Source organism: Peribacillus sp. NPDC058002, assembly GCF_042886655.1.
In the GTDB taxonomy this organism is placed as follows: Bacteria; Bacillota; Bacilli; order Bacillales; family DSM-1321; genus Peribacillus; species Peribacillus aracenensis.
This window is the reverse complement of sequence record NZ_JBHVQU010000105.1, coordinates 1-14,191: the sequence shown is the minus strand read 5'-3', so window position 1 is coordinate 14,191 and position 14,191 is coordinate 1. Positions and strand designations below refer to the sequence as shown.

The 14,191-nt window shown below is 42.7% G+C and carries 14 protein-coding genes; all 14 read left to right on the top strand.

Annotated elements, in window-relative coordinates:
- Positions 1 to 4 precede the first annotated feature (4 nt).
- The 14 genes from gmk to spoVM all read left to right on the top strand — a co-directional run bounded on the left by gmk (position 5) and on the right by spoVM (position 13,991).
- Positions 5 to 619 (top strand): guanylate kinase, encoded by a 615-nt coding sequence (gene gmk, locus ACFVSH_RS16905; RefSeq protein WP_034313809.1) that lies wholly within the window; start codon positions 5 to 7, stop codon positions 617 to 619.
- 3 nt (positions 620 to 622) lie between these two features.
- Positions 623 to 826, top strand: a complete 204-nt coding sequence (rpoZ, locus tag ACFVSH_RS16900; protein WP_260284216.1) for a DNA-directed RNA polymerase subunit omega — start codon at positions 623 to 625, stop codon at positions 824 to 826.
- Positions 827 to 1,090: 264 nt separating this feature from the next.
- Positions 1,091 to 2,299, top strand: a complete 1,209-nt coding sequence (gene coaBC, locus ACFVSH_RS16895; protein ID WP_387599792.1) for a bifunctional phosphopantothenoylcysteine decarboxylase/phosphopantothenate--cysteine ligase CoaBC — start codon at positions 1,091 to 1,093, stop codon at positions 2,297 to 2,299.
- Positions 2,300 to 2,305: 6 nt separating this feature from the next.
- Positions 2,306 to 4,717 (top strand): primosomal protein N', encoded by a 2,412-nt coding sequence (priA, locus tag ACFVSH_RS16890; RefSeq protein WP_387707005.1) that lies wholly within the window; start codon positions 2,306 to 2,308, stop codon positions 4,715 to 4,717.
- A 93-nt stretch (positions 4,718 to 4,810) separates the two neighbouring features.
- Positions 4,811 to 5,296: a peptide deformylase gene (gene def / locus ACFVSH_RS16885; protein WP_387599798.1), complete on the top strand. Its 486-nt coding sequence runs from the start codon at positions 4,811 to 4,813 to the stop codon at positions 5,294 to 5,296.
- Positions 5,293 to 6,252 (top strand): methionyl-tRNA formyltransferase, encoded by a 960-nt coding sequence (fmt, locus tag ACFVSH_RS16880; protein ID WP_387599800.1) that lies wholly within the window; start codon positions 5,293 to 5,295, stop codon positions 6,250 to 6,252. The genes def and fmt overlap by 4 nt, the downstream gene beginning before the upstream one ends.
- On the top strand, positions 6,239 to 7,591 hold the full coding sequence (gene rsmB / locus ACFVSH_RS16875; RefSeq protein WP_387707003.1) for a 16S rRNA (cytosine(967)-C(5))-methyltransferase RsmB: 1,353 nt from the start codon (positions 6,239 to 6,241) through the stop codon (positions 7,589 to 7,591). Before fmt ends, rsmB begins: the two co-directional genes overlap by 14 nt.
- Positions 7,591 to 8,685: a dual-specificity RNA methyltransferase RlmN gene (gene rlmN / locus ACFVSH_RS16870; RefSeq protein WP_387599803.1), complete on the top strand. Its 1,095-nt coding sequence runs from the start codon at positions 7,591 to 7,593 to the stop codon at positions 8,683 to 8,685. Before rsmB ends, rlmN begins: the two co-directional genes overlap by 1 nt.
- A gap of 4 nt (positions 8,686 to 8,689) precedes the next feature.
- The gene (locus ACFVSH_RS16865; protein ID WP_387707001.1) at positions 8,690 to 9,439 is read left to right on the top strand and encodes a Stp1/IreP family PP2C-type Ser/Thr phosphatase; all 750 of its coding nucleotides are present in this window, start codon (positions 8,690 to 8,692) and stop codon (positions 9,437 to 9,439) included.
- A gap of 5 nt (positions 9,440 to 9,444) precedes the next feature.
- Positions 9,445 to 11,478, top strand: a complete 2,034-nt coding sequence (gene pknB, locus ACFVSH_RS16860) for a Stk1 family PASTA domain-containing Ser/Thr kinase (RefSeq protein WP_260284225.1) — start codon at positions 9,445 to 9,447, stop codon at positions 11,476 to 11,478.
- Positions 11,479 to 11,501: 23 nt separating this feature from the next.
- A complete protein-coding gene (gene rsgA, locus ACFVSH_RS16855) occupies positions 11,502 to 12,383 on the top strand; it encodes a ribosome small subunit-dependent GTPase A (protein WP_387706999.1) in 882 nt (293 codons plus the stop codon).
- Position 12,384: 1 nt separating this feature from the next.
- On the top strand, positions 12,385 to 13,032 hold the full coding sequence (rpe, locus tag ACFVSH_RS16850) for a ribulose-phosphate 3-epimerase (protein ID WP_387599810.1): 648 nt from the start codon (positions 12,385 to 12,387) through the stop codon (positions 13,030 to 13,032).
- A gap of 102 nt (positions 13,033 to 13,134) precedes the next feature.
- Positions 13,135 to 13,788, top strand: coding sequence for a thiamine diphosphokinase (locus ACFVSH_RS16845; protein WP_387599813.1), 654 nt, complete (start codon positions 13,135 to 13,137; stop codon positions 13,786 to 13,788).
- Positions 13,789 to 13,910: 122 nt separating this feature from the next.
- Positions 13,911 to 13,991, top strand: coding sequence for a stage V sporulation protein SpoVM (gene spoVM / locus ACFVSH_RS16840; protein WP_034313769.1), 81 nt, complete (start codon positions 13,911 to 13,913; stop codon positions 13,989 to 13,991).
- Positions 13,992 to 14,191: the final 200 nt, after the last annotated feature.

The following is a 14,191-nucleotide window of genomic DNA, read 5'->3' as shown; positions in this document are numbered from 1 at the left end:
CAATATGAGAGAAAAAGGTTTATTAATCGTTTTGTCCGGTCCATCCGGTGTTGGTAAAGGAACTGTAAGGAAGGCGATTTTTTCTCAGCCAGGGACGGCATTCGAATATTCAATTTCGATGACGACACGGCTGCCTCGCCATGGTGAAGTGGACGGCGTGGACTATTTCTTCAAAAAACGCGAGGAATTCGAAGCACTTATCGAAGAAGGAAAATTACTGGAATATGCTGAGTTCGTCGGTAATTATTATGGAACACCCGTGGATTATGTCCGTGAAACAATCGATTCCGGAAAAGATGTATTTCTGGAAATAGAAGTTCAAGGAGCTAAACAGGTCCGGGAGAAATTCCCTGAAGGACTTTTCATTTTCCTTGCTCCTCCGAGTTTGACTGAACTCGAAAGCCGCATCGTTACTCGCGGAACCGAGACGGAGGAAGCGATAAAAGGACGTATGAAGGTGGCTAAGGAAGAAATAGAACTTATGGATCTGTACGATTATGTTGTTGAAAATGATCATGTGGATGCCGCATGTGCGCGAATTAATGCAATTGTAATTGCCGAGCATTGCCGTCGGGAAAGAGTTGCTGTTTTATATAAAAAAATGTTGGAGGCGGAATAAATTATGTTATATCCATCAATTGATTCTCTATTACTTAAAATCGATTCTAAATACTCACTTGTATCAGTGGCGGCTAAACGCGCCAGGGAAATGCAAATTAAAGATAACTGCCTCGTAAAACCAGTTTCCCATAAATCGGTAGGTCGTGCCCTTGAAGAAATTCATTCCGGTAAATTGACTTATGATAATTCTTACGAGGAAAACTAAGAGAACACATAGCTTAACCTATCGGGCCTGACACCCTAAAGCAAACAGGAGCGTTACATTTGGAAAGTGCTTCCTTCCTGCGGCCAAGGTGTCAGGCCTGTTTGTTTTGATTTTTTTATAAGTAACCAAAATCACTGGTGGAGTCAGGTGATATATGGAATTTCTGGAGGATCCATATGTTATTTATTGCGCATTTCAAATGAAATTTCTTTGGTTTTCCGTCATAATTAGAAAAAATAGAATGTATAGTTAGGGGAAATTTGCATGCTTATCGATAAAAAAGTACTTCTTTGTGTCACCGGCGGGATTGCTGTATTTAAGGCTGCTGCCCTGACAAGTAAATTAACTCAGGAAGGTGCGCATGTAAAAGTGATCATGAGTGAATCGGCACGTAAGTTCGTGACGCCGCTCACCTTTCAGGCGCTTTCGAGAAATGATGTTTATACAGATACTTTTGATGAGAAGGATTCTTCAGTCATTGCCCACATCGACTTGGCTGATTGGGCTGATATCATCCTTTTGGCCCCAGCTACAGCCAATGTCATTGGCAAGGTGGCCAATGGAATCGCGGATGATATGATCACAACTACGCTACTGGCAACGGAAGCACCTGTTTGGGTTGCGCCGGCAATGAACGTGCACATGTACGTCCATCCAGCGGTTCAGAAAAATATGAAGACACTTCGGTCGTTTGGATATCAATTCATTGAACCGGGCGAAGGGTATTTGGCCTGCGGTTATGTAGGAAAAGGGCGATTGGAGGAACCGGAAACAATCGTAGAACATCTTAATCGATATTTCGGTGAACGCAAATCACAGAAAAAGCCTCTTAAAGGAAAGAAATATTTGATAACGGCAGGACCGACTCGTGAAGCGATTGATCCGGTGCGTTACGTGACGAATCATTCCAGCGGAAAAATGGGCTATGCCCTAGCAGAAGAGGCAATTGAAATGGGTGCTGAAGTGACATTGATTACTGGTCCTGTGAACTTGACGCCACCTTTCAAGGCTAGAGTAATACCAGTGGAATCTGCAGCGGATATGTATGATGCGGCATTCGAACAGTTCGATTCCAGCGACGTCGTAATCATGACGGCTGCAGTGGCGGACTATAAACCAAAGATTTATCATGCTCAAAAGATGAAAAAGCAGCCAGGGGAAAATGTGATTGAATTTGAACGGACAAAGGATATCCTTAAGGAACTCGGTGAAAATAAAACTCATCAAATCTTGGTAGGTTTTGCGGCTGAAACGAACAACGTTGAAGAATATGCAAGAGGAAAATTAGTCAAAAAGAATGCAGATATGATTGTTGCCAATAATGTTACCATCGCAGGGGCAGGGTTTGGAACGGATACGAACATCGTGACCATTTACGGTAAAGATGGAAGTGCGACCGAACTTCCAAAAATGAGTAAAGCGGATATAGCTAAAAGCATTCTGTCAGAAGTATCCCGCATGCAAAAGGAATGATGTCTTATGGATATAGCATCCGTAATCGTGGATGTACCTGCTAAACAAACGGATCGAGAATTCGACTATCGCATACCTCAAAAGTGGAACCAAGTCATCAAGCCCGGAATGCGGGTCATCGTGCCGTTCGGACCAAGAATGGTGCAGGGATTCGTTACAGGCTTAAAAGCTAAAAGCGACTTTGCGAAATTACGCAATATAAAGGAACCAATGGATTTGGAGCCCATCCTTAATGATGAATTGCTGCAGCTTGGTGACTGGTTGACTAAAGAGGCGATGTGTTTTAAAATTTCAGCGCTGCAAGCCATGCTTCCGGCAGCGATGAAAGCTAAGTATGAAAAAGTTATTAAAGTCGTTGATGATAAAAAGGATCAGTTGCCTCTCTTCATTCAAAACCTATTCGGAAAAAATGATTCAATATCATGGAAAGACGTGATTGAAGGGGAGAACGCCTCCCTCTTCCAAAAGGAAATGCAAAATGGCAGTCTTGAGCTCGTATATAATGTGAAAAACCGACTAAATAAAAAGACGGTCCGTGTCATTAAATCTTTGCTTTCCCCTAAGGAACTGAAAGAAATGGCATCAGCCATGTCCAGCCATGCAAAAAAACAACAGGAACTCCTTCAATACTTTATTGAACATCAAGAACCCATTCCGTTAAAGGAATTGCTTGAATTGATAAACACATCAAGCAGTACCGTGAAATCCCTAGTGTCAAAAGGGGCTTTGGCGGAAATGGATCAAGAAATATACCGTGATCCGTATGAAAACCGTGTGTTCGAAAAATCCACACCCTTTACACTAACGGCTGAACAAACAGCTGCCTTGAAGCCCATCAACGAGAAAATACATCATGATGAACATGATGTCTTTCTTTTATATGGTGTAACAGGCAGCGGGAAGACGGAAGTGTATCTACAGGCAATTGCCTCTGTCATTGAAAAAGGGAAGGAAGCCATCATGCTTGTACCTGAAATCTCCTTAACGCCACAGACGGTGAAGCGGTTTAAGGAACGATTTGGTGAGCAGGTAGCTGTCATGCATAGCGGTTTATCCGTAGGTGAAAAATATGATGAATGGCGGAAAATTCACCGTAAGGAAGTTAAAGTGGTGGTGGGCGCGCGTTCAGCCGTGTTTGCTCCTTTTGAAAACCTGGGGCTGATCATCATTGATGAAGAACATGAATCCAGTTATAAGCAAGAAGAAACCCCAAGGTACCACGCCAGGGATGTTGCCATTGAAAGAGCAAAATCATATAAGTGTCCGGTAATTCTTGGCAGCGCCACACCTACACTTGAATCTTTTGCGCGTGCCAAGAAAAACGTCTATAAATTATTGACACTTAGCCAGAGGATGAATAAAAATGCGTTGCCGGCAGTGGATATTGTAGATATGAGGGAAGAACTAAGAACGGGAAATCGTTCCATGTTTTCGGAGCTGCTCTTTACCAAGCTGAAAGACCGGCTTGAGAAGGGAGAGCAAACAGTCCTGATGCTAAATAAAAGGGGACATTCTTCCTTTGTGATGTGCCGAAGCTGCGGATTGGTCATCAACTGCCCAAATTGTGACATTTCACTTACTTATCATCGCTTTAATGATATAATGAAATGCCATTATTGTGGGTTTGAAGAGGGAATGCCTTCCGTTTGCCCTGAATGTGAAAGTGAACATATAAGGTTCTTCGGTACAGGCACTCAAAAGGTTGAAGAAGAGCTGGCAAAAATCCTCCCTGAAGCACGGGTCATACGAATGGATGTTGACACGACGAGCAAGAAAGGTTCACATGAGCGGTTGCTGAATGCCTTTGGTGAAGGGAAGGCCGATATATTGCTAGGCACCCAAATGATAGCCAAGGGCCTTGATTTTCCTAATATCACTCTTGTTGGAGTCCTATCAGCTGATACGATGCTGCATCTGCCCGATTTCCGTTCTTCTGAAAAGACATTCCAGCTTCTGACACAGGTAAGCGGAAGGGCGGGACGTCATCAGCTTCCGGGAGAAGTGGTCATCCAAACCTATACGCCTGAGCATTACAGCATAGAGCTTTCTGCCTTACAGGATTTTGATGCTTTTTATGAACGGGAGATGCATTTAAGGAGGCAAAGTCATTACCCTCCCTATTATTATGTTGTCCTTATAACCGTTTCACATGAAGACTTAATGAAGACGGTCAGTGTTACTGAAAAAATCACCAATTATTTAGGCTCACGATTGAATCGGGATTCTATCGTACTGGGTCCGGTTGCTTCGCCCATTAGTCGAATCAACAATAGATATCGCTATCAATGTCTGATAAAATACAAACGAGAGCCGGACCTTAATCAGCATCTACGCACACTTTTGGAGCATTACCAAAAAGAAACCGCTCAAAATCATCTGCAGATTTCAATAGATTTAAATCCACAGATCATGATGTAATTGTTTGAGAGATGGATGATTACCGCGAGCTGTTACAGCTTGCGTTTTTATAATGAAGTGTTGTTTTTCATATCTAGGAGGGTACCTTTAATTTTGGCTATTTTACCGATTGTCTTGTTTCCTGAAAAAATTTTACAACAAAAATGCGATAAAGTAACAAGTTTTGATAAAAAGTTGGCAAAGCTGTTAAATAATATGTATGAAACGATGGTGGAGGCGGATGGCGTTGGACTTGCAGCACCTCAGGTTGGCGTGAAAAAGCAAGTGGCCGTCGTTGAAATAGATGAAGGGTCAGGTGCTATCGAACTTATTAATCCGGAAGTGCTGGAAGTGGAAGGCGAACAGACAGGTGTTGAAGGATGCTTGAGCTTCCCGAGCTTATATGGTGAAGTATCGCGTCCATACCGTGTCAAAGTCCGGGCACAAGACCGAAAAGGATCTTTTTTCGAGATAGAAGCGGAGGATTTCCTCGCGAGGGCCCTTCAGCATGAAATTGATCATCTGCAAGGCGTTTTATTTACAAGTAAGGTCTCCCGGTATATTTCGGAAGAAGAGTTAGAAAGGTTTGGGGAAGAATGACAAAAATTATATTTATGGGTACGCCGGACTTTTCAGTACCGGTATTGAGAAGAATCATTGATGAAGGGTATGATGTGATCGCTGTGGTCACGCAGCCAGATCGTCCAGTAGGACGCAAAAAGGTGCTGACGCCGCCGCCAGTTAAGGTCGAAGCCGAAAAGCAGGGGATCCCCGTTTATCAGCCCGAAAAAATCCGAGAAAAAGAAGAACTTGAAAAAATCATTGCGTTGAATCCTGACTTAGTGGTGACGGCAGCTTTCGGTCAAATCCTTCCGAATGAATTGCTGGATGCCCCTAAGTACGGATGTATTAATGTTCATGCCTCCCTGCTTCCTGAACTGCGTGGAGGGGCGCCAATTCATTATTCCATCTTACAAGGGAAAGAAAAGACGGGAATAACCATCATGTATATGGCGGAAAAATTGGATGCCGGTGATATATTGACCCAGGCGGAAGTGATTATAGAGGAAGAAGACAATGTAGGTTCACTTCATGATAAATTAAGCAAGATAGGGTCGGATTTACTTGCAGAGACGCTTCCGAAACTTATAAATCAGGAGCTGCAGGCAATCAAGCAGGATGAGGCAAAAGCGTCTTTTGCGCCTAACATAAAACGGTCTGAGGAAAAAATCGACTGGTCGAAATCAGGGGAAGACATCTATAACCATGTACGTGGCCTGAATCCTTGGCCTGTTGCTTATACAACCTTAGACGGGGCCATTTTGAAAATTTGGCAGGTGAAGAAACTTGAAGATGGCAATCAGGCAGTGCCGGGCACGGTCATTGATGTACAAAGTGATGGTTTCATCGTTTCAACAGGCAATGAGACGGCAATACTAGTTACAGAACTGCAGCCTTCAGGAAAGAAAAAAATGCCGGCGAAAGATTATTTACGCGGAGCCGGATCGTTCATTAAAGCAGGCATGAAGTTAGGAGAACAGAATGAAGCAAACTAAAAAGGGAGTACGTGAAATCGCTCTCGATATCTTGGAATCTGTAGAGAAAAACCAATCCTACAGTAACCTATTATTGAACAATTTGATTAAAAAGCACCAGTTATCCGCCGTGGATAGCGGACTGCTTACAGAAATAAGCTACGGAACCATACAGCGGAAGATGACTTTGGATTATTATTTGAACCCATATATCAAACAACCGAAAAAAACGCAAAGCTGGGTCATCAATTTACTTAGACTTTCCGTTTATCAAATGGTCTATTTAGATAAAGTGCCTGATCATGCAATCATTTTCGAGGCCGTCGAAATTTCCAAAAAGCGCGGGCATAAAGGTACATCTTCGATGGTAAATGGTGTGCTTCGTAATATTCAAAGAAATGGTGTTCCTTCTTTAGGTGATATTAAAGATGATCTGGAACGGCTTTCCATAGAAGTGAGTCACCCAATTTGGTTGGTCAAGCGTTGGGTAGAGCAATTTGGTTATGAAAAAACCAAGGAAATGTGTGAAATCAACTTAACTGCGCCTTTACAGACGGGACGGGTTAATTTAAAGAAGATTTCACTCCGTGAACTGATCAGCATATTAACGGAAGAAGGATATGATGTTGAGGCAAGTGAAGTCGTTCCCGAGGCAATCGTCAGCTATAAAGGGAATCTTGCTCATTCAGAAAGCTACAAATTAGGGTATTTATCGATTCAGGACGAGAGTTCAATGCTTGTAGCCCATGCATTAGGTGCGAATGAAAATGATGCTGTACTTGATTGCTGTGCTGCACCTGGAGGGAAAACGACACATATCGCAGAAGGCTTGACCACTGGACAAGTATATGCGCTCGACCTTCATGAGCATAAGGTCAAGCTCATTAAAGAGCAGGCTGAGCGCCTAAAACTCAGAAACAATATTAAGACAATGGCCCTTGATAGCAGGAAAGTGCAAGAACACTTTAATAAGGAAGGGTTTGACAGGGTGCTGATCGATGCACCATGTTCCGGGTTGGGAGTCATGCGCCGGAAGCCTGATGTAAAGTACACTAAAACAAAAGATGATATAATGAAACTCTCAAGTATACAAATACAATTATTGGAATCGGCTGCCCCGCTTGTTAAGCAAGGCGGACGGTTAGTATATAGTACCTGTACGGTGGATAAAGAAGAAAATGACAAAGTCGCTGCAGCATTTTTGGAAAGCCATCCGGATTTTGAAAGCGATGCATCCTTGTCCACAAGAATGCCTGAAAGCGTTCAGCCATTTATCGAGGGTCATACGCTGCAAGTTTTTCCGCAATATTTTAGCAGTGACGGATTCTTTATTGCGAGTTTTAGAAAGAAGGTGCTGTAATGGCAGAAATCACTAAATCATCTAGAGTAAGAAAAGACACGACACCAGAAAAACCATCGATCTACTCATTAGAGCTTCACCAAATTAAAGAATGGCTTGTTCAAAATGGAGAGAAGGCATTCCGGGCCGATCAAGTATATGACTGGCTTTATAAAAAGCGTGTCTCCAGTTTTGAAGATATGTCCAACCTTTCGAAAACATTACGGGATAAGCTTGAATCACAATTCACCTTCACGACATTGAAGACTTTGATTCAGCAAACGTCCAATGACGGAACGATGAAGTTTTTATTTGAACTCCATGATGGATATTCGATTGAAACGGTGCTGATGCGCCATGAATACGGAAACTCCATTTGCGTGACAACGCAGGTAGGATGTAGAATTGGCTGTACATTCTGTGCATCGACATTAGGCGGTTTAAAGCGTAATCTTGAATCAGGGGAAATTGTTGCCCAGGTCGTTAAAGTTCAGCAAGCACTTGACGAATTGGATGAACGTGTTAGTTCTGTCGTTATCATGGGAATCGGTGAACCGTTTGATAACTACGATAATATGATGTCATTCTTGAAGAATATAAACCATGAAAAAGGCTTGAACATCGGGGCCCGTCATATTACCGTTTCCACAAGTGGAATCATTCCTAAAATCTATAAGTTTGCCGAAGAAAGCATGCAAATAAACTTTGCTGTTTCCCTTCATGCACCGAATACGGAATTGAGAAGTAAATTGATGCCGATCAATAAGGCCTACAAACTTCCAGACTTGATTGAAGCCATCAAATACTATACAGAAAAAACAGGTCGCCGTGTAAGTTTTGAATATGGTCTATTCGGTGGCGAAAATGATACAGTGGAGCACGCAGAAGAATTAGCAAGTTTAATAAAAGGGATAAAATGCCATGTTAACTTAATACCGGTTAACTATGTACCTGAACGCAACTATGTACGTACACCTCGGGACCAAATTTTTGAGTTTGAAAAAACATTGAAGAAGCGTGGCATTAATGTAACGATCCGAAGGGAACAAGGCAGTGATATTGACGCAGCCTGCGGCCAGCTTCGGGCCAAGGAGCGCAAAGAAGAGACGAGGTGACCCTATGAGGGCAATATTTAAGACAGACCGTGGAAAAGTCCGCCAGCATAATGAAGATAATGGCGGAATCTTTAAGAACTCGGAAGGCGTTCGCCTTGCCATCGTTGCAGATGGCATGGGCGGCCACCGTGCCGGGGATGTAGCCAGTGCAATGACGATAGACCTTCTGAAAAAGGGCTGGGAAGCATCTACAGGTATCGAAACGGCAAATGATGCCGAGGATTGGCTGAAGCAGCAAATCGTCTTGGTCAATCAGTTGCTTTTTGGACATGCTGAAGCGAATACGGAATGTAAGGGCATGGGGACCACCATTGTTGCAGCCATTTGCACCGACAAGTTTGCTACCATTGCCAACATCGGGGACAGCCGATGTTATTTGTATAATGAGAGCGGCTTTAAGCAGGTCACGGAAGATCATTCACTTGTTAATGAATTGGTCCGTTCCGGGCAGATTTCAAAGGAAGATGCCGAAAACCACCCACGGAAAAATGTTTTATTACGAGCCCTGGGAACAGAAATGCAAGTGGAAATGGACGTTATGACTGTCATTTTCGAAGAAAATGATTTACTATTGCTTTGTTCTGATGGATTGACGAACAAAGTGAGTGAACAGGAACTGGAAGAAACCATAACCAATGGCCAGTCACTTGAAGAAAAGGCGATTTCATTAATAGATAAGGCCAATCACTACGGTGGGGAAGATAATATCACCCTTGTGCTTGTTCAATTTACTGAAGAAAGTGAAAGCAGGTGAATTGAATGTTGATTGGTAGAAGAATCAACGGCCGTTATAAACTGATCGAGATGGTCGGTGGCGGCGGTATGGCAAATGTTTACCTTGCAAGGGATATGATCTTGGATAGGGACGTTGCATTGAAAATCCTTCGCATGGATTTTAATAATGACGAAGAGTTCATCAAGCGCTTCAATCGGGAAGCCCAATCGGCAACCAGTTTGGCCCATCCCAATATCGTAAGTATTTATGATGTTGGTGAAGAAGATTCAATCTATTATATTGTAATGGAATATGTGGACGGTTTTACACTAAAGCAATACATACAAAAATATTATCCAATTCCAGTTGATGAAGCCCTGGATATCATGAAGCAAATCACGGCAGCGATTTCCCATGCCCACCATAATGGGATCATCCATCGTGACATCAAGCCACAGAACATTTTGATTGATAAAGAAGGAACCGTCAAGATTACGGACTTCGGCATTGCATTGGCACTAAGTGCAACAAACATAACGCAGACCAACGCAGTCTTGGGCTCGGTTCATTACTTATCCCCGGAACAGGCCAGAGGCGGTATGGCCAATAAGAAATCGGACATTTATTCACTGGGTATCGTCATGTTTGAATTGTTGACGGGGAGATTGCCTTTTTCGGGTGAATCAGCCGTTTCGATAGCGCTTAAACACTTACAATCGGAAACTCCTTCGCCAAAACGCTGGAACTCTGAAATACCTCAGAGTGTAGAAAATATTATCCTTAAAGCGACAGCCAAAGATTCATATTACCGCTATGATAGCGTGGACTCAATGGAAGATGACATGCGGACTTCGCTTAATCCTGAGCGTTCAAATGAACTGCCTTTTGCCATTCCTGAAGATCATGATGCAACAAAAGCCATCCCCGTCATAACGGATGATCAGATTTCAAGCGTCGATGAGACAATCATAAGGGGTCCGGAAAAAAATACATTGGTCTATGCGGACGATGAAGAAAGTGAATCAGAAGCAGAGAGTAAATCGAAAAAGAAACCGAAAAAACAAAAGAAACAGAAAAAACAAAAAATCAAGTCGGAACATAAAGGTAAAAAACGAAAGAACATCCCTGCGATCTTGGTGACCACCTTTTTAGTTCTCGCACTGCTTGCTGTTTTATCTGTCACTGTTTTACCTCCCCTCCTTGTTTCGAAGGAAGTGACGATCCCGGACCTCAAAGGGGAAGAATTGGATGATGCCATTACTGAATTGCTTGAATTGGATTTGAAAATTGGAGAAACGATCGATATTGAAGATGAAGAGGTTGAAGCTGGTCTTGTAATCAAAACCAACCCTAAAGAAGGTAAGACTGTCAAGGAAGGTGCAGTGATCGATATTTATCAAAGCATTGGTAAAGAGACGATTTCATTGTCCAATTATGAAGGTCGAGACTATTCTGATGTTAAATCCCTGCTTGAAAAAATGGGATTCAAAAACATAAGCGTGACCGAAAAATATGATGACAGTGCTGCCGGCACGATCATAGAACAATCGCCTTCGGGTGCGACTGAGGTCGTACCATCCGAAACGGAGCTTGAGCTAACGGTCAGCAAAGGGGCAGATCTGCTGAGCTTGAAGAACTTAACAGGGTTCAATGAAGCAGGCCTTAATGATTATTCCAATGAGAGTGGAATAAAGATCGATGTCGAAGAAGAAATCTATGATGATTCCGTAGCAGAGGGGCTTGTCATTTCCCAGTCACCCGAACCTGCTACGAAGGTGGAAAAGGGCAGTACTGTGAAAGTGGTCATTTCAAAAGGGAAAGAAGAGATTCCTCCCAAGAGTGTAACGGAGGAAATCAAAATCGAGTATGATCCGGTTGAGCCAGGCAAAACGCAAAAAATACAAATTTTCATCGAGGATATCAACAATAGCATGACGGAGCCTCAAGAAACGTTCTTTATCTTGGATGATGCCAAAAGAACGATCGAATTAATGGTTTCCCCGGATAAGAAAGCAGGATATAAAGTCATGCGGGACAATCAGGTCATCATTGACGAATCCGTCTCATATCCAGAATAAATTTAATAATTAGGAGTGTGGTTATGCCCGAGGGAAAAATTATCAAAGCATTAAGTGGATTTTATTATGTCCTTGATGGTGAAGAGGTGTATCAATGCCGCGGACGGGGCGTGTTCAGGAAGAATAAGGTGACGCCGCTTGTGGGTGATTATGTGGTTTTTGAAGCGGAAAATAAAACGGACGGGACCGTGACCGAAATAAAACCACGAAAGAATGAATTGATTCGTCCGCAAATCTCGAATGTAGACCAGGCAATCCTTGTCTTTTCAGCAGTAGAGCCTGATTTCAGTCCGGCTTTGCTTGATCGATTCCTCGTACTGATTGAAGATAACGAAATCGAACCCATTATCGTCGTGACGAAACTTGACTTGGTTACGGCTGAAAACCAAAAGAAATTGTCTCAGTATATCAAGGACTATGAGAAACTTGGCTATACTGTACTGGAAACATCTTCAGTTACTGCTGGAGGAATTGAAGGACTAGTGCCATATTTAGAAGGAAAAACCAGTGTATTTGCCGGTCAGTCAGGCGTTGGGAAATCGTCTTTACTGAATGCAATCAATCCTGACTTGGCTTTAAAGACGGATGATATTTCATCACATCTGGGACGTGGGAAGCACACCACCCGCCACGTTGAATTGATTCATATTGGCTCTGGACTTGTCGCAGATACCCCTGGGTTCAGTTCCCTTGAATTCATGGAAATGGAAGCTGAACGGTTATCTTATTGCTTCCCGGAAATGCATAATTATGGGGAAGACTGTAAATTCCGTGCCTGCCTGCACGATAAAGAACCGAAGTGTGCAGTGAAAAAAGCGGTTGATGCCGGGGAAATTCCACGCTATCGATATGAGCATTATATGCAATTCTTAGAAGAAATCAGAGATAGAAAGCCGAGGTATTAAAATGGTTAAAATAGCACCATCCATTTTATCAGCTGACTTTGCAAAATTGGGAGAAGAAATTCTTGATGTCGAAAGGGGTGGAGCGGATTTAATCCATGTGGATGTCATGGATGGGCATTTCGTGCCGAATATAACGATAGGCTCACTCATTGTTGATGCTATCCGCCCGGTGACAAAACTTCCGCTTGATGTTCATTTAATGATTGAACAGCCTGATCGTTATATCGAGGCCTTTGCGAAAGCGGGGGCCGATTATATAACTGTACATGTAGAGGCATGCACTCATTTGCATCGGACGATACAATTGATTAAATCTTTTGGTGTAAAGGCAGGCGTGGTGCTTAATCCAGCCACTCCGGCTTCCATGATCCAACCTATAATCGAAGATATTGACATGGTATTGTTGATGACGGTCAATCCGGGTTTTGGCGGGCAAAAGTTCATTAAATCCGTTCTGCCGAAAATTGCCGAAGTGAAGACGATGGCAGAAATGTATAATCAAAACCTCGAAATAGAGATTGATGGCGGAGTGAATGAAGAAACGGCTAAACTATGTATTGAACAAGGGGCGACAGTCCTGGTGGCCGGCTCGGCAATATATAATCAAGAAGATCGACACGCAGCGATTCAAAAGATCCGGGGAAAGTGATATAAGCCGACACTATCATATCCGTATGATGGTGGTCGGCTTTTTTTATCAATTAAACAAAGGCACCTTGGATATGATTAGATATAGAAAAGGATGATTTCAATGATTATTAGTATAATGGCTGGAGGTCCGGAATGTTTTTGGCCGGATCTGGAATGGTATGAGGAGAAGACCGATCTTTGGGTAGGGGTTGATAGGGGAGTATGGTCCTTGCTTGAAAAAGGTATCGAACCTAAGTACGGCTTTGGGGATTTTGATTCAGTTTCGGAAGGCGAATACAAGAAGATTGAGCAAAGGCTGGAACAAATCAATCTATATTCTTCGGAAAAGGATGAAACGGATTTAGAGATCGCATTTAATTGGGCAATAGGGCAAAAGCCAAGTGAAATTCATATCCTGGGCGCTACAGGAGGAAGAATGGACCATTTTCTTGGAAATATCCAGCTGCTGCAAAAAGAAAGTGTCCTCCCTTATCATGGCGATATAGAAATATACATAGTCGATCGGCAAAATATATTCACAGTAAAGACAGCAGGTTCATATGAGGTCACTGCTTTGAAAGATAAGAAATACTTGTCATTGCTTCCTGTAACGGCGGAAGTCACCGGCATTACACTTTCGGGCTTTAAATACCCACTGAATGATGCAAGTGTGGAAATAGGTTCGACGCTTTGCATCAGCAATGAACTAATTTCCGAATCTGGGAATGTTTCATTTGGGAAAGGCATATTAATGGTGATAAGAAGCAGTGATTAAAATTCATGCTTTGAGCAGATTCGGATATAATTACGATCATCCTATATCCGCTTAAAAGCTTATGTTGTAATAGAAAAATTCCACTTCATCTTTAATTGTGGGATGCAAAGAGGAGGGGCATGATGAAATTTTATACGATTAAATTGCCAAAAGTTCTGGGCAGTTTGGTAAGGGCTATGCTCGGAGCGTTTAAAAAAGGCTGATACTTATCTCCATGACACCTCTCAAATACAGGGAGGTGTTATTTTTGGTAAAAAGGGGCAGCCATCCATTAATGGGTGAAGGCTTTCTTCCTTGATGCAGACCAGCCTTGATCACCGAATTGAAACCATCCCCATTAATATCGGCCATTACAAGTAAAAAGGCATCCTAAGAGGATGCCGTAACATTATACGCGTTCTAC

Coding starts and splice junctions, on each gene's coding strand:
- rlmN (WP_387599803.1), top strand. CDS start 7,591: ATGGCAGAAATCACTAAATCATCTAGAGTAAGAAAAGACACGACACCA.
- spoVM (WP_034313769.1), top strand. CDS start 13,911: ATGAAATTTTATACGATTAAATTGCCAAAAGTTCTGGGCAGTTTGGTA.
- rpoZ (WP_260284216.1), top strand. CDS start 623: ATGTTATATCCATCAATTGATTCTCTATTACTTAAAATCGATTCTAAA.
- priA (WP_387707005.1), top strand. CDS start 2,306: ATGGATATAGCATCCGTAATCGTGGATGTACCTGCTAAACAAACGGAT.
- rsgA (WP_387706999.1), top strand. CDS start 11,502: ATGCCCGAGGGAAAAATTATCAAAGCATTAAGTGGATTTTATTATGTC.
- gmk (WP_034313809.1), top strand. CDS start 5: ATGAGAGAAAAAGGTTTATTAATCGTTTTGTCCGGTCCATCCGGTGTT.
- ACFVSH_RS16865 (WP_387707001.1), top strand. CDS start 8,690: ATGAGGGCAATATTTAAGACAGACCGTGGAAAAGTCCGCCAGCATAAT.
- fmt (WP_387599800.1), top strand. CDS start 5,293: ATGACAAAAATTATATTTATGGGTACGCCGGACTTTTCAGTACCGGTA.
- ACFVSH_RS16845 (WP_387599813.1), top strand. CDS start 13,135: ATGATTATTAGTATAATGGCTGGAGGTCCGGAATGTTTTTGGCCGGAT.
- coaBC (WP_387599792.1), top strand. CDS start 1,091: ATGCTTATCGATAAAAAAGTACTTCTTTGTGTCACCGGCGGGATTGCT.
- rsmB (WP_387707003.1), top strand. CDS start 6,239: ATGAAGCAAACTAAAAAGGGAGTACGTGAAATCGCTCTCGATATCTTG.
- rpe (WP_387599810.1), top strand. CDS start 12,385: ATGGTTAAAATAGCACCATCCATTTTATCAGCTGACTTTGCAAAATTG.
- pknB (WP_260284225.1), top strand. CDS start 9,445: ATGTTGATTGGTAGAAGAATCAACGGCCGTTATAAACTGATCGAGATG.